The 15,412-nt window shown below is 41.7% G+C and carries 15 protein-coding genes; 1 reads left to right on the top strand and 14 read right to left on the bottom strand.

The features are described 5' to 3' along the window. Nucleotides 1–23: 23 nt before the first annotated feature. From fni to prsW, 8 genes are all read right to left on the bottom strand, one after another. Nucleotides 24–1,058: a type 2 isopentenyl-diphosphate Delta-isomerase gene (gene fni / locus HLI_RS00385; RefSeq protein WP_128522529.1), complete on the bottom strand. Its 1,035-nt coding sequence runs from the start codon at nt 1,056–1,058 to the stop codon at nt 24–26. Between the two features lie 16 nt (nt 1,059–1,074). After that, nucleotides 1,075–2,217 carry a 30S ribosomal protein S1 gene (gene rpsA, locus HLI_RS00380; RefSeq protein ID WP_128522528.1) on the bottom strand — a complete coding sequence of 381 codons (1,143 nt, stop codon included), beginning with the start codon at nt 2,215–2,217 and terminating at the stop codon, nt 1,075–1,077. Nucleotides 2,218–2,319: 102 nt separating this feature from the next. Continuing rightward, entirely contained in the window at nt 2,320–2,901 is a 582-nt protein-coding gene (locus HLI_RS00375) for a lysophospholipid acyltransferase family protein (RefSeq protein ID WP_128522527.1), read from the bottom strand. A 3-nt stretch (nt 2,902–2,904) separates the two neighbouring features. Then, nucleotides 2,905–3,585: a (d)CMP kinase gene (gene cmk / locus HLI_RS00370; RefSeq protein WP_128522526.1), complete on the bottom strand. Its 681-nt coding sequence runs from the start codon at nt 3,583–3,585 to the stop codon at nt 2,905–2,907. 143 nt (nt 3,586–3,728) lie between these two features. After that, on the bottom strand, nt 3,729–4,391 hold the full coding sequence (locus tag HLI_RS00365; RefSeq protein WP_128522525.1) for a flagellar brake protein: 663 nt from the start codon (nt 4,389–4,391) through the stop codon (nt 3,729–3,731). Nucleotides 4,392–4,724: 333 nt separating this feature from the next. Further along, nucleotides 4,725–6,065 carry a germination protein YpeB gene (ypeB, locus tag HLI_RS00360; protein ID WP_128522524.1) on the bottom strand — a complete coding sequence of 447 codons (1,341 nt, stop codon included), beginning with the start codon at nt 6,063–6,065 and terminating at the stop codon, nt 4,725–4,727. A gap of 11 nt (nt 6,066–6,076) precedes the next feature. Continuing rightward, nucleotides 6,077–6,934, bottom strand: a complete 858-nt coding sequence (gene sleB, locus HLI_RS00355) for a spore cortex-lytic enzyme (RefSeq protein WP_128522523.1) — start codon at nt 6,932–6,934, stop codon at nt 6,077–6,079. 493 nt (nt 6,935–7,427) lie between these two features. Continuing rightward, nucleotides 7,428–8,090 (bottom strand): glutamic-type intramembrane protease PrsW, encoded by a 663-nt coding sequence (prsW, locus tag HLI_RS00350; RefSeq protein WP_128526772.1) that lies wholly within the window; start codon nt 8,088–8,090, stop codon nt 7,428–7,430. Nucleotides 8,091–8,179: 89 nt separating this feature from the next. Between prsW and HLI_RS00345 the strand changes: the two genes are divergently transcribed. Continuing rightward, nucleotides 8,180–9,148: an asparaginase gene (locus HLI_RS00345; protein ID WP_128522522.1), complete on the top strand. Its 969-nt coding sequence runs from the start codon at nt 8,180–8,182 to the stop codon at nt 9,146–9,148. A gap of 90 nt (nt 9,149–9,238) precedes the next feature. On the opposite strand, the gene HLI_RS00340 is transcribed toward HLI_RS00345, so the two are convergent. From HLI_RS00340 to HLI_RS00315, 6 genes are all read right to left on the bottom strand, one after another. Then, on the bottom strand, nt 9,239–10,168 hold the full coding sequence (locus HLI_RS00340) for a YpdA family putative bacillithiol disulfide reductase (RefSeq protein ID WP_241655978.1): 930 nt from the start codon (nt 10,166–10,168) through the stop codon (nt 9,239–9,241). Between the two features lie 250 nt (nt 10,169–10,418). Then, nucleotides 10,419–11,699 (bottom strand): Glu/Leu/Phe/Val family dehydrogenase, encoded by a 1,281-nt coding sequence (locus HLI_RS00335; protein ID WP_128522520.1) that lies wholly within the window; start codon nt 11,697–11,699, stop codon nt 10,419–10,421. 130 nt (nt 11,700–11,829) lie between these two features. Next, nucleotides 11,830–12,774 (bottom strand): D-alanine--D-alanine ligase, encoded by a 945-nt coding sequence (locus HLI_RS00330; protein WP_128522519.1) that lies wholly within the window; start codon nt 12,772–12,774, stop codon nt 11,830–11,832. A gap of 126 nt (nt 12,775–12,900) precedes the next feature. Next, nucleotides 12,901–13,482, bottom strand: coding sequence for a genetic competence negative regulator (locus HLI_RS00325; protein WP_128522518.1), 582 nt, complete (start codon nt 13,480–13,482; stop codon nt 12,901–12,903). 147 nt (nt 13,483–13,629) lie between these two features. Continuing rightward, nucleotides 13,630–14,529, bottom strand: coding sequence for a MerR family transcriptional regulator (locus tag HLI_RS00320; RefSeq protein WP_128522517.1), 900 nt, complete (start codon nt 14,527–14,529; stop codon nt 13,630–13,632). 93 nt (nt 14,530–14,622) lie between these two features. Further along, a complete protein-coding gene (locus HLI_RS00315) occupies nt 14,623–15,393 on the bottom strand; it encodes a metallophosphoesterase (protein WP_128522516.1) in 771 nt (256 codons plus the stop codon). Between the last annotated feature and the right edge of the window lie 19 nt (nt 15,394–15,412).

Genomic DNA, 15,412 nt, shown 5'->3' with positions numbered 1-15,412 from the left:
AATAAAAAAGCCTATGACTATTGTCATAGACTGTTCATTCCTCTTTGTTCTACCCATTCTTTGGTTTGGCCGAATAAGACGTGTGGCTTTCCTCTAAGTTCTAAAGGAGAAGGTGCATTAAGAAGCATCATGCACATTTTCACTTCTTTATGAATATGGTTGATTTCATCAATTACAGCTTCTTCTCCCTCTTTGACTAATACTTTCAACAATCCACCAGCCATTCCGAACCCCTTAGCCCCGAGAATCAATGCTTTAGCACCATCCAGACCATTTCTTATGCCACCTGAAGCGAGAACATGAAAATCATCCTGGATCATGGAGACTTCACATACAGAAGACGGTGTCGGAATCCCCCAGTTATCATAAGAAGCAAACGGTCGATTCCTCCGCATATTTTCTACTTTTGAAAAATTCGTTCCGCCCCTCCCAGCTACATCCAAATAACGAACGCCCATAGAAAGAAGAGTCCGTGCGGTTTCTTTCGACATCCCATAACCGACTTCTTTGACAATTACAGGAATATCAAGCGCATCGACTATACGTTGGATGTTATGGAGACGTTTGGTGAAATCCCTGTCGCCTTCAGGCATGATCAATTCTTGCAAAGTATTAATATGAATTTGCAGGGCATCAGCTTTAATCATAGAGATCGCTTCTCTCGCTTGTGGCAAAGTTGCTTCACTTCCTACATTTGCAAATATGATTCCCTCAGGATTCACAGTTCTCACAACCTCATAGGTACTGCGCTCCTCGGTATCTTTAATTGCGGACATTTGAGAGCCTACAGCCATGCTGATACCTGTCTCCTTGGCCGCTAAGGCTAAATCGCGATTGATCGCTTCTGTTTCTTTCCCGCCTCCGCCAGTCATGGCATTAACAAAAAGAGGGGAACTTAATTTAAGTTCCCCTACTTGTGTTGCTATGCTTAATTGATTGAAGTCCATCCTAGCCAGACTCTGATGGACGATTTCCACATCATCGAAATGGTTGTGAAATTCCCGTTCATGACCTAAGGCATGGCGGATATGATCGACCTTTCTCTCAGCTCTACTCATATCCATCACCCAATCATTATTTTTTATATTTGTCTAATTTGTCTCCGATCATGTCACTGAGTGAGAAGCCGGAACTATCATCTTCTTTTTCGTATTGCTGGATTTCAGCACGTGCTTCTTCACGCTCAAGTTCTTTCATGCTCAGTGATAGGCGTTTCGCGTTTTCATCTACATCAAGGACTTTCACTTCCACGGTCTGCCCTTCTTCAAGAACCTCATCTGGAGTCCCGATGTGACGGTTGGAAATTTGAGAAATGTGTACAAGGCCTTCTACACCTGGGAATACTTCGACAAAAGCACCGAAGCTTACAAGACGGCGTACAGTTCCCTCCAGCACTTCTCCAGAGCTTACTTTAGATTGAATTTCGTGCCAAGGTCCTGGTTGAGTCGCTTTTAATGAAAGAGAAATTCTTTCATTGTCACGATCGACAGAAAGCACTTTCACTTTGACAGTTTGACCTTCTTCCACTACATCAGACGCTTTTTCAACGTGCTGGTGTGATAGCTGGGAGATATGTACGAGTCCGTCAATACCTCCAAGATTTACGAAAGCACCAAAGTCTGTCAAACGTTGTACAGTACCTTCGATCACCTGACCTTCTTCTAGTGACTGAAGCACATCATACTTTTTAGCTGATTCTTCTTCTTCAACGACAGCACGATGGGAGAGGATGACACGGTTTTGTTCACGATCCAATTCCACGACTTTCAAAGATAAGCTCTTTCCTTTGTAGTCTTCAAAATCTTCAACGTAATACGTTTCGACCAATGAAGCTGGAATGAATCCACGGAGTCCGATATCAACGACTAAACCGCCTTTAACGACATCTTTGACTTCCGCTTCAAAAATTTCTCCACTTTCGAATTTAGCTTCTAAGTCCTGCCATGCTTTATCTGCATCGACAGCACGTTTGGAAAGTACGATTTCATCATCTTCCACTTTCTTGACTTGCAATGTCAGTTCGTCCCCTTCACTGACTGCATCTGAAGCTTTTTCTACATGAAGGCTGGATAGTTCACTGATGGGTACAATCCCCTCGACTTTATATCCAACATCTACAAGGACTTGTTTTTCTTCAATCTTCACGACTTTACCAGTCACGATGTCCCCTGCAGAGAATTCATTCATTCCTGATACTTCTTGATTCATTTCATCCATACCAAGCTACCTCCTTCAATTTCCGACACAACCTAAAATACAGAAATGCCCTTTTGTCTAACTTCTAATATTTAGAGCATTTTGTCAAGTGATTAGGTCTCATCATTGATGAATTTTATGCAATTGTCTGATTTCTTCCATGATCCGGTCAGTGACAACTTGAGCGGAAGCTTTTTCTTCACGATACTGTGACATATCAATGGGTTCCCCATACACGACTTTCAGCTGTTTGAACTTCCTATAAGGACCTATGATTGCACATGGAACGATATAAGCTTCAGAACGCAAAGCGAAAAAGCCGGCTCCGGCGAGACCTTTACCTACTTCCCCGCTCTTTTGTCGGGAGCCTTCTGGGAACAAGCCCAGTGCATTCCCTTTTTTAAGAATTTCCAAGCCTTTACGTAAAGCATTACGGTCTCTCATGCCACGTTTGATCGGAAAAGCATGGACTCTTTTCAATATTCCCCCAATTATGGGGTTTTCAAACAATTCTTCTTTAGCAAGGAAGTAAATATTACGATTGTTGGTAATTCCCACAACCGGCGGATCTACATTTGAAATATGATTAGAGCAAATGATGACTGGACCTTTTGCAGGTATATTTTCTCTTCCGATTACTTTAATGCGGTACATCGGGTAGAAAATGACACTGCACAGGGCTTTACCGAGTTTATAAAGATTCATCGCTCAACCCTCCTTCATGCTTTTTTCTTTTACAATAGTCAAAATACGTGCCACAACCTCGTTGATACCCATGGCTGTGGTATCCACCTCAATGGCATCAGCAGCCTTTACCAATGGAGCGATTTCCCGATTGGAGTCTATTTCATCTCGTTTTCGGATATCCTCTTTTAACTGTTGAATGTCTGACTGATACCCTTTTTCGACGTTTTCTTTATGGCGACGCTCTGCTCGTTCTTCAACGGAGGCAATCATGAAAATTTTCACTTCCGCATCAGGGAGCACATGAGTCCCAATGTCCCTTCCATCCATGACTACACCGCGGTCTTTCACAAGTTCTTGTTGACGGCGTACCATTTCTTCTCGTACCAGTTTATGTTTGGCTACGATTGACACCTTGTTAGTCACGTCATCTGTACGAATTTCATCGGAGACATCTTTATTATCTAACATGACTCGCTGCCCGTTTTTACTTTGGACGAGGTTCAAGTCCGTTTGTTGAAGGAGTTCTGCCAGCGATAATTCATTTTCCAAAGAGATGCCCTTTTGGAGCGCTTTCCATGTCAGCGCCCGGTACATGGCTCCTGTATCTACATATATAAATGATAGTTCCTCTGCGACTTTCTTTGCTACGGTACTTTTTCCGGCAGCCGCTGGGCCGTCAATTGCAATAGTCATTGTGTTCATTTGTCATTCTTCCTCCATCTGCTCTAACTAAAACAAACCGTCCCCTGATCGGGGATAGCGTTGTGATTAGTAAGATATGTGTTTGCCTGATTAACACTGTCAAGAATAACATAACTTTTGATTGAAAATCTATGAATTTCCGTCTATCTCAACGCCTTCATCCTTTTTTGCATTTGCTGATCAAAACAATAGCGAATAATCAACTGCCGGTCCTTTTCTTGAATATCCACGAACTCGACTGATACACGGTCTGGCTGATTCCCTTCAGCGGCAATCACCCGAATTACCGTCCCCGTCGCTTCAATGTAATGATAATCCCCAGAGTTCATCGGTAAGACGAGAGTCAAGTTCAATTTATGCCCTTCCGCTAACTTTTGGGTTTTCCGTTGGATCAGCATAACACCACCACCACTTACATCCTGGGTGAGGGTCGAGAAGAGTGCCTCTCCTGTCTGGACTGCAACATCAATGGAGGCATCCACCCGTACATATTTACGTCTTTGGATCCGGGTCAATTCTTCCATTCCAGGAAAAGTGAGAACGATGACTGGTATATTCAACTTTTTTCTAGTCACCACTTCAGTTTTGAACCAGTAAACCGATGAGTCCTCACCTACAAAGCTTGCTTGAAATTGACTTCCATCCAAGAAAAAACCTGTCTTTCCTGTCCGGGTATGTAAAGGATAATCAATATAAAGTTTTTCTTCATCAAAGTCCACAATCTTACATTTATATCGATCCATTTCTTTTTCATGCGGTTTTTGAATTTCTAAGGTTAAGGGGGTCCCTATTTTTATGTTTTTCACCACAATTCTCCCTTCTGAAACAAGCCTATCGTATCAGTTTTATTATCTCACTTCTTTATTAAAAAAGGAAGATTATAGGTAAAATGATCCACAAGTTCTTTTGAACATTACTTAAATATACTTTAAGATCCCTTATCCACATGAATTGATTCCGAGTAGTTTGGTCAGTAGATCGGGGCGACGGGGAATGACTCGCTTTCCTCGGGTGAAGGAGCCAGGCGATACCCCCAGCGAGTTGTGTCAAGCCCACTTGCTCTCCTCATACAGTAACGAACTCCCAATATCAAAAAAGGAACCGTCTTGACGACGGCTCCTTTAATGTTAAATGTATAGCTATACTTCCTGATTGAATTTCATTTCTGCCTTTTTCAATGTTTCAACTTTTTCTTCCTGCCCTGTGGAAGCATTTATGAAAATACGGTAAGTTGTATTTTCCATAGTTGTCAGGAATTCATAACACAGAACCTGTTCTTGAATATCATTTTCGATGACGGAAAGGTGGTGTTCTTGAATTTCCACGTTTGGATTCACTTTGTCTCTAGCTTCTTCCAGAGTGATTTCCGGTTCATTCAAGTCACGTTCACTATGGAAATTGTAGTAATCCCTTGCAGACATCCCTAACACTTCACCGTTATCTAAAGCTACTTTTACCACAATGGAATCTGGATAAAAACGGATGTCGTTTTCTGTGTATAGGAAACGGAACACTCCCATTTTATCGTATTGACTACTTTCGACAAGTTCTAATTCAGAGATATCGAGACCCTTAACATATTTTTTCGCTTTTTCAGAGGCTTCATACAAGCTGATGTTTGCCTCTTTCACAGGACGACTGATCATTATTGTCAAAGGATGGCCGCCTTTTTCAGTCAAATCGATATAGCCATTTCTCTTTCCATTTTGGAATGAAGCTGTGTACGTAGGGACATCGGCCCCTTTACCTGACTTGGTCAAAGTCAACTTATTGATGTCAACTTTTTCAAGCCAATTGCTTGCTACTTTCTTCGCCTCTTTCTCAGAAATGTTATCCCCTTGTAAATGACGAAAGCTTTTCTCAGCACCAGAAGATCCAAACCCAGTCTGCATTACTGAACCTTCATAGCCTTCTACTGATTTCTCTACTGTTTTAAAACCATTTACGATTGTGTTATCTCCGACTTCGTCATTCGTAGCTAAAGCGAGCTGGACATCCATCCATCTGAGATTATCTTCTAACACAACGTTCTGGACTTTTCTCAATTCATTTTCTATTTCTCCTGATTTTTCATGTAACTGGTCAAGCATTTTTATTTCTTCTTCGCTCAATGGTTTTTTCTCTAAGTCTCTTACAGCCGTACGATACGCAAACTCCCCAATATCGTATAAAAATTCTTCCGTTTTATTAAAAGGAAGGAGAGTCAAAGGCAGCTGTCCAACATCGGAATTCGCTTCTGAAGCAATTTTCCAAATCTCAGCCAACTGAGGGGACAAGCGCTCTCTAGAATTCATCGCTAAACTTGAACCAATCTTATCATGCAGAAGGTCGATGTTGTATGTCAGATCGTGAAAGGCACGCTGGTAACTATTTTCAGCTTGCACCAGCACAGCATTTTTATCTTGATTCTCTTTGTAACCCCAAACCCCTACACCTATTAATGCTATACTCAACACTATGATGGTAATCCATCGCGTCATACGCCCACCTCCTATTTACAGAAAATATGTTTCCCGATTTGTTTGATCTGTGGTCTTGACCATATCCAGCTGGATGTCGCTGTATTCGGATTAAAATAGTACAATGCTTGTGCTGAAGGATCCCAGCCGTTGATAGCATCTAACACTGCTTCTTTCGCCTGCTCATTCGGTTCTAACCAAATTTGACCGTCACTGACTGCTGTGAAAGCTCGCGGTTCAAATATGACTCCTGACACAGAGTTAGGAAATGATGCGCTGTTCACCCTGTTCAAAATAACGGCCGCAACAGCGACTTGCCCAACATAAGACTCTCCACGCGCTTCTCCATAAACAGCGTTTGCCATCAATTGAATATCGTTCTGAGAATAACCACTTGGAACGTTTACGGCTGTAGGTTCCTTTGTTTCTTGTTGCTGTTCCTGCTCCTGTTGAGGAGCTTTTTGACCTGTTTGCTGCTGATCGTCTTGTTTTTTCTTCGTTTGCTGTGCTTTTGGTGTGCCGCCGTAATGAGTGAATTCATTTCCTTGTCTGATTTGTTCTTTAACAAAACCTTTGTCATACTTACTTGCCTTGACTAACTTATTCTTTACTTCTTGCCCTACCAATCCATCAATATCCAACCCGAATTCATATTGGAAATTACGCACAGCCCAGTATGTTCCCCAACCAAAAACGCCATCAATATCTCCATTATAAAAACCTAAGTATTGCAACCTGGATTGAAGTTCAATGACATCTTCCCCTGTCGAACCTTGCTGTATGACCTGATTAGAAAACCCTTGGACAGGTTTGATATAGCTCCACTCTGATAAAGGCAATAGCAATAAGGCTATCCCTACAAATACGACCGTAGCTTTTTTCCATACCATCCATCATCCACCCCTGACCCAATAGTTTAGTTATAGGGGTAGTTTTTAACAGAAACAAAAGATTATGCATAAATTTAATGTGGAGACGCCCTGATAGACACGACAAGCATAAACAAAACCATGTCGTGGCGTTCTTTGCCACAGAATGGAGTTGCTTATGTCTCGAGTGTCTGGGCGTCAGAACCGGATAATTTAAGTGTGGAAGTGACTTGGTAGTAAGGAGGGATAGAAAGAGGCTGGGACTAAACGATAACTGGCACTGGAAAGAAGAACAATAGAGTAGAATGAATCAATTGGAGGATAGGCAACCTGCCGGAACAGCACGAGCGGAAGCCCCCGGAAGGAAGCGGTCTTTGCTTGCTGAGTAGGCTGAGGCCGTGCCCGCGGAAAACGAAGTATGTTGCCGGAGCGGCGTATGAATGTATTGCTTCATAAAGAAAACCCGAATGAATTCGGGTTTTCTAGTGGGAAAATTCATTTATCCCAGACTCTTTCAGGACTTCAATAACTTTTCATGATGTTGATTCGCTATTTTGATTTTGCGGAAGCCGATGATCCATAAAATAATCATGAAAGGAGTAATCCAATACATCCACGCACTCTCGTTCACAGTGATTATGTAATCATACAACGTATGGAGCGCTACAGGTATGAAAAGTGCAAAGGCCATACAAATTTTTGACTTTACAGTTGTAAATTTGGCTTTCCCTACATAGAAACCCATGATAATTCCGAATAAACCGTGTGAGGAAACAGGGAAAATAGCTCGAAGCATAGCTATTTCAATACCATTGTAAAACAAATAAATGACATTTTCGATCGTTGCAAAACCTAAGCTTACAGCAACTGCATAAATGATGCCATCATAGTGATGATCAAAATCCGAGTGGCGATAAGCGACAAATACTATAAAGAACCATTTAAAGAATTCCTCCATTAGACCTACGAGGAAGAACGACTTTAATAATGGATGCTGAAATATGTTTTCCACTTCGAATGCATATTGAATGAACATGATGGGGAACACCATAATGACTCCTATTATGAACATACGGATAATTAAAGGGAACGGTTCTAATTCAATCCGTTTACTTAAATATATGAAGGTCATAATGGCCACAGCAGGAGATATGGCAGCAGTTAAGATGGCCAAAATAATCAATCCTCTCTCTTTCTTTAACCTACAATTCATCGTATCATGAAGGTATATGAAAAGGAATAACTGAATGGAAGTTGGTGGAAGTTATGAAACGTATTTTAGTAATTCACACAGGTGGAACAATTTCAATGAAAGAAAATAAAGAAACAGGCGAGGTCAATACTTCATCAAAACATCCGCTTGATGAAATAACTACTCTATTGCGAGGAGAAACCGAAATTGAGGATGATATTCTCTTTTATCTCCCTTCCCCGCATATCAGACCTGACCATATGTTGAAATTAGGCAGGTATATCCATGAACGTATGTCCAAAAAATCCTTCGATGGCATTGTCATTACACATGGAACAGATACTTTGGAAGAAACCGCCTATTTCCTGGATTTGTTTTTACAAACCAGAAAGCCTGTGGTTGTAACAGGAGCAATGAGATCCAGCAATGAAATTGGAGCTGATGGGATGTACAATTTGCTGAGTGCAATTCGCGTAGCAAGTTGTGATGAAGCGCAGGACAAGGGTGTGCTCGTTGTGATGAATGATGAGATTCATACTGCTAAAAATGTAACGAAAACTTCAACGAGCAATGTAGCGACTTTTCAAAGTCCACAATACGGTCCGGTTGGAGTCACTACGAAGAACGATGTGTTCTTTCATCATAAAATGACAAGACACGACTCTTATCCTGTTCAAAAGATTGATAAAAAAGTCTCCCTCATTAAAGCCTATGCCGGCATGGATGGGTCACTGATCGATGCGGTCACTGACAGCGGAATCGACGGAATTGTCATAGAAGCATTAGGTCAAGGAAACCTCCCGCCAGAGACAGTCGAAGCTTTGCAGCGTGCTCTGACAAAGGAAATCCCCATTGTTCTTGTTTCCAGATGTTATCAGGGGATTGTCCAGGATACATATGGTTACCCTGGAGGCGGCAAAAAGCTACGCGAGATGGGGATTATTTTTGCCAATAGTTTAACAGGGCCAAAAGCACGTATTAAGTTGATGGTCGCCCTTGAAATGACACAAAACACAACAGAACTGGAACATATGTTCAGTTAGCTAACAAAAAAGGAGTCCTCGGATAGGACTCCTTTTCTTGTGTGAAGGAATTATAAAATTGCCAGGAGAGGAGCTGGGTTTCAGTTCCAATTATTCACTTTTAATTGCTTCAGCGATTTTGCCTCCATGATGACGACCATTTTCAATGAAGATTTCATTATTATTATAGCCAGCTGCAATAACACCAGCGATGTAAATTCCGGGAACATTCGTTTCCATAGTGGCTTCGTCGAAAGTGGGACGTCCGGTTTCCGAATCCATCTCCACACCCATTCTAGTTAGAAAACTATGATCAGGGCGGTAACCGGTCATAGCAAAAACAAAGTCATTGTCTATGCGTTTTTCCTCACCACGGCAATCATAGATGACTTCATCTTGTGTTATTTCCTTCACATTCGCACAGAATTCCATATCTACGATCCCCTTTCGGACAAGGGCTTCGAATTGAGGCAGAATCCAGGGTTTGATGCTCTTCGAATATTCTTCTCCTCTATAAAGAACTGTCACATGGGCACCTGATTTCTCCAATTCTAGCACGGCATCAGCAGCCGAGTTCTTCCCGCCTATGACGGCAACCTTTTTATTGAAATAAGGGTGTGCTTCTTTGAAGTAATGCATCACTTTTGGCAAATCTTCCCCTACAACCCCCATATAATTCGGTTGATCATAATAACCAGTGGCGACTACGATCTGTTCCGCCTCGTATACCGCTTCTTTGCCCATCTCTTTTTCCGTATGGACTGTGAACCCGTCATCGTTGCGAACAACCTCGAGAACTCTTTCATATGTGTTGACGCGCAGCTGCTTTCGATCAGCCACAGATCTATAATAAGCGAGAGCCTCATTACGGACAGGTTTTTGGCGTTCCGTAATAAATGGGACCTCACCGATTTCTAATTTTTCACTGGAACTGAAAAAAGTTTGATGTGTCGGATAGTTATAAATGGAATTAACGATATTCCCTTTTTCTATGATCAATGGTTCAATTCCGCTTTTATTCAATTCAATGGCCGCACTCATTCCGCACGGCCCTCCGCCTATGATGATGACTTTTTCTTCCTGATGCACCTGCAACACTCCTCTTTCTATGCCAAGCTCTCCAATAATCAAAGCTTTATTATATACTTGCTCTTCATTAATCAATGTTTTCGGTTAATTTATTGTTTTACTTTGGTCTTCAAAGACACCAGTCTAACAGCTCTTTCTGATTTTTAACATAATAAAATCTCCTACCATAACAATGATAGGAGATTGTAAAAGGAGAATCAACCTATATCCATCCGCGGAATCTTGAAGCTTCAGCCATTTTTCGAACACCGACCATATAGGCCGCAAGACGCATGTCGACACGTCGAGTCTCCGCGGTACGATAAACATTATCAAAACCTTTTACGATGACTTTGTGGAGCTTTTCTTCCACTTCTTCTTCTGTCCAATAGTATCCTTGATTATTCTGTACCCATTCAAAGTAAGATACGGTTACTCCACCGGAAGAAGCCAGAACATCAGGAACGAGGAGGATATCCCGTTCAGATAGGATTCTTGTGGCATCCAGAGTTGTCGGACCATTAGCTGCTTCTACAATGATAGATGCTTTTATATTATACGCGTTATCTTCCGTGATCTGATTTTCAATCGCAGCTGGTACGAGAATATCACAATCGAGTTCAAGAAGTTCTTCATTTGTAATCGTATTTTTGAATAAGTTCGTTACCGTGCCGAAACTGTCCCTACGATCCAATAAGTAATCAATATCCAATCCATCAGGGTCGTGTAAACCACCGTAAGCATCAGATATGCCAATAACTTTGGCTCCACGATCATGCATGAACTTCGCTAAAAAGCTGCCTGCATTTCCGAATCCTTGGACGACGACCCTCGCACCTTCAACATTGAAGCCTTTTTTCTTACAAGCTTCTTCGATGCAGATGGTCACCCCTTTGGCAGTTGCTGTTTCGCGACCGTGCGAACCTCCTAATACAAGCGGTTTACCTGTGATAAATCCAGGATTATTAAATTCGTCAATACGACTGTATTCATCCATCATCCATGCCATGATTTGGGAGTTTGTAAAGACATCAGGTGCAGGGATATCCTTTGTAGGCCCTACGATTTGACTGATGGCACGAACGTAGCCACGACTGACTCCTTCAAGTTCGCGAAAGGACATCTCACGTGGGTCACAGATGATCCCGCCTTTACCACCACCGTAAGGCAAGTCGACGATGCCCGCTTTCAAACTCATCCAGATGGACAGAGCTTTCACTTCTTTTTCGGTAACGTTCGGGTGAAAACGAACCCCACCCTTTGTTGGTCCCACAGCGTCGTTATGCTGTGATCTGTAGCCTGTGAATATTTTGATATGGTCGTTGTCCATACGCACTGGAATTCTTACTGTCATCATACGTACAGGCTCTTTCAACAATTCATAGACTTCGTTTGGGTATCCTAATTTATCAAGTGCCTTTTTGACCACTGTCTGAGTGGACTTCAACACGTCAAGTTTATCGTTGTTTTCATTTGCAGAATCTGTTGGCTTATCGGCTACCATCCATTTACCTCCTATATCAATCCATTCGATTAGGGCTCTTCTTTCAGTGATTAGTATACACGTTCCCTACATTTAAAGAAAGCGGTAAATACACCTTTTCTGATTGATTTCAAAAAGAAATTGTAAGCGATTACACTTTTTTCTTCTTATTCACTCCAGAAAGTTCGACAAATTTTTGAATCAAGTCATCATAACTCATCCCTACTGCTTGAGCGGAGTCAGGAAATAGACTTGTAGGTGTCATGCCAGGCAATGTATTCACTTCCAGAATAATGGGTTCGTTATTTTCATTAATGATAAAATCAACACGGGAATAGACGTCGCAACCGAGCAACTGGTGTGCCAATACAGCATCTTCCTGAAGTTGAGCCGTCATTGAATCCTCAACTTTGGCGGGAACGATATGTTCACTCCCCCCGGGTTTATATTTTGAATCAAAATCGTAATAATCATTCTTCGGAATAATTTCGATTACCGGGAGTGCATGTTCCTTCCCTTTTAGACCGATGACCGGCACTGTCATCTCTCTTCCCTTAACATAGTCTTCAACAAGAATCATAGAATCAGATTGTGCTGCCATCTGAATGGCTTCCATGACTTGTTTTTCCTCTTTGACAATCGTCAGACCTAGTGTGGAGCCTTCTTGATTCGGTTTTATGACAAAGGGCAGCGAAAACTTATCATTGATTTCTTTTTCAATGGATGCAAACTCCTCTTCCACAGACACATCATAGACCTCGCTCTTTGCTGTATAAAGACCATTCAAAGAAAAAATTTGTTTGGATTTCGCTTTATCCATAGCCAGGGCGGATGACAATACCCCTGAGCCTACGTAGGGGAGGCCGATCATATCCAGTAGACCTTGTATCTTCCCGTCTTCTCCAAAGCGACCATGCAAGCCGATGAAAACGAGGTCTACGTCCAATTGGAGGATTTCTTCTATTCGTTCCGGGGAGAAGTCGATTTCAATGACTTCGTGGCCTTTATTAATTAACGCTTTTATTATTCCCTTTCCCGTCGACAAGGAAACTTCGCGTTCTCCAGAAGTTCCACCATATAAAACCGCAATCTTCATTGTTTACACTCCATTTCATACCTCTGTATATTAAATAACACCAGTTATCATCTTAACATGTTCCTTATCCTGCTTCTATTCAAAAATAAAAAGAACGAAGCTTTTTTGAAGCTGCGTTCTTACAGGTTATGAAAAATGTCTATAAATGGTTTCACATGCATGACTGTCCATGATCTCTTTGCCATATTCTATCAGACGATGCGATGTAGCCGCTGTCGCACAGGCGAATTCGGACAACAAAGCAATAACTTGATCTTGATCCAAGTGAAGTATATCTTCATCACGAATAAGCATATAATAATCCTCGTCATAGTAATAGACACTACCACCGATAACATCCAGTTGGTACAGTTGGATACCTGCGCCGATGACATCTTCAAAATCAGCGAAAGAGAACATCATTTCTTTACTTTCATCCAATGTGACTTTCATTTCAATATAATCTTCATCTTCCTCAAGATCGTCAGGTTCCGTCTTCGTGACAACGACTAACATTCCTTGCGCCTGCAATAAGTAGACTTGCACAAGTAACACACCCGTGAGCTCGACCCCAAGTTCTATACCAGCTTCGTACATCATATCACTGAAAATCCGATGTACTCTCGGCAAGTCATTCCAAAGCTCTTCTCGAGACAAGCCCCTATCTAATAAATCATCAAACGTGAGAAAAATTTTGAATTTCTCATTCGTCATTCTTTCTACTCGCACATGATCGCCCCCCTGTCACGATGTGTGTTATCTATATCTTATGATGACTGATGCGATTATGGCACCTTTTTTCAAATTATATCCGACCTTTTGGGCAGGGGGCAAATTTTTTATATACTTTCAAGCCGCTGAAAGTACAATAAGCACTCAACGCTTATTTAACCATGCTTCCCAATCTTTTTTGGAGTTTCCGACAATAAAAGGATGAATTAACTTTTTGTCGATTTCTGATAGGCGGTCATATGCATACCCACCGAGACCAATATTCAATTCCGGGTACTGTTGTTGAAGGGACTCCGCTAGTTTGACTGTAATCGACATATTCTTTTTGAGCGTGCATGACATGAACATATAGGTGGGATCAATTTCATCAATGATAATATCGATGTCCCCCCCTGCTATACTCTGGCCAAGATAAATGACATCGTATCCTTTGCGCTTTAAAAACAACGCGAAAATAAGCAGCCCCAACTCATGACGTTCGTTAGGACCACAGACAAGCAGCGCTTTTGGGAGCATGCGATCAGAAGGGATGGAAATAAGCATCATACCAATTCTGGACCTGATGAATTGGCTGGCGAAATGCTCATGTGCACTGGTGATTTTATTTTCTTCCCATAAATCCCCGACTCTCACGAGTAATGGTCCGATAATATCAATGGCAACTGTCTCAGGTGTGAACAAGCTGAAAGCATGATCAAGATGGCGCTGTGCTTCGTTTTCTTCAAAGGATAGCAATCCGTTGAGGAGATCGTCGCCTATTTTTTCAAGTTGAGAGGCAGATTCAAAATTATCGGATTCTGAAACTACCTCTTCGTTGCTTTCAAGTAATGAAACTGCTTGAGAAATCGTAAATCCTTTGTTGACCTTTTCCATCAACCATTTCAATATTTTGATATGATTGTCTGTATATAAACGATGACCAGCCTCATTCCTTGATGGACGGATCATTTGATACCTGCGTTCCCATGCACGTAAGGTACCAGGCTGGATACCAAGCATTTGGGAAACTGCTTTGATATTGTATTTTGCCTTAGTTGTTGCCATATGCGCCTCCACCTGTTTATTTTCCTTTATTATATAAGAAGTCTAAAGGGTGTGTAAAATTCGTATACTCTTTTTATAACTTTTGAGCAAGGATTATTTTTTTCCAGACTTTACATGTATTACATGACATTCAGCTTTGGTACCTAAACGGAGCGAGAACAAAGATGTGCCGTAGCCTTCACTCACAAGGATTGTTCGGGCCCCATTTCTTGACCATCCGCCTCGTTCATACGGTCCCATTCCAAAAATACGAATTTGGCCGCCATGGGTATGTCCGCTCAATACTAAATTGAAACGATCCTGGTCTTCCTTATTCATTCGGGCAAAAACATAGGGGTCATGTACACAGAGAACTTGATAACCATCAAGATCATTTATATAGGAAGCATTTCTTCGCGGCTGCAGAAAATATGGATCCAATCCACTCAGCACGATATTCTTACCCTGGGAGACCTCTACCGTTTCATCCACATTTGATAGCGGAAGAATACCATGCTCCTGGAGGACCTCAAGAAGCGCCCCTGTCTCGAATTCATGATCATTGTTACCCGGAATAAAGTAGACAGGTGCCTTCCATCGTTTTAACAGAGTCAGATTTTTTTCCAGCCGCTCAGAAGATGTTCTCTTATCCACCAGGTCTCCTCCGATAATGACCACATCCACCATCCCTACCTTTGATAGGGTTTCTTCGCGGAGTTTACGTTTATGTATATCTGAAATGAAAAACAAGCGCAATTCATCTATTTCTCCAAGGGAAGCATCAGTGATCTCACGCACATCCAAGTGATCATGATGAGCACTGAACCACATGAATAATATTAGAGAAATGCCTGCAACCAATAATAAAAACAGGACCCATAACAATACTCTCCGCCCCCTTCAC

The organism is Halobacillus litoralis (assembly GCF_004101865.1).
Classification (GTDB): domain Bacteria; phylum Bacillota; class Bacilli; order Bacillales; family Halobacillaceae; genus Halobacillus; species Halobacillus litoralis_A.
Note: the sequence above shows the minus strand (reverse complement) of the source record. Positions and strands in the feature narration are given on the sequence as shown.

Excerpts from the sequence above, each read along its gene's own strand:
- HLI_RS00330 (WP_128522519.1), bottom strand. The coding sequence starts at position 12,774 with ATGAAGATTGCGGTTTTATATGGTGGAACTTCTGGAGAACGCGAAGTT.
- fni (WP_128522529.1), bottom strand. The coding sequence starts at position 1,058 with ATGAGTAGAGCTGAGAGAAAGGTCGATCATATCCGCCATGCCTTAGGT.
- sleB (WP_128522523.1), bottom strand. The coding sequence starts at position 6,934 with ATGGTATGGAAAAAAGCTACGGTCGTATTTGTAGGGATAGCCTTATTG.
- rpsA (WP_128522528.1), bottom strand. The coding sequence starts at position 2,217 with ATGGATGAAATGAATCAAGAAGTATCAGGAATGAATGAATTCTCTGCA.
- HLI_RS00340 (WP_241655978.1), bottom strand. The coding sequence starts at position 10,168 with ATGAGTGCGGCCATTGAATTGAATAAAAGCGGAATTGAACCATTGATC.
- HLI_RS00335 (WP_128522520.1), bottom strand. The coding sequence starts at position 11,699 with ATGGTAGCCGATAAGCCAACAGATTCTGCAAATGAAAACAACGATAAA.
- HLI_RS00320 (WP_128522517.1), bottom strand. The coding sequence starts at position 14,529 with ATGGCAACAACTAAGGCAAAATACAATATCAAAGCAGTTTCCCAAATG.
- HLI_RS00345 (WP_128522522.1), top strand. The coding sequence starts at position 8,180 with ATGAAACGTATTTTAGTAATTCACACAGGTGGAACAATTTCAATGAAA.
- cmk (WP_128522526.1), bottom strand. The coding sequence starts at position 3,585 with ATGAACACAATGACTATTGCAATTGACGGCCCAGCGGCTGCCGGAAAA.
- ypeB (WP_128522524.1), bottom strand. The coding sequence starts at position 6,065 with ATGACGCGATGGATTACCATCATAGTGTTGAGTATAGCATTAATAGGT.
- HLI_RS00375 (WP_128522527.1), bottom strand. The coding sequence starts at position 2,901 with ATGAATCTTTATAAACTCGGTAAAGCCCTGTGCAGTGTCATTTTCTAC.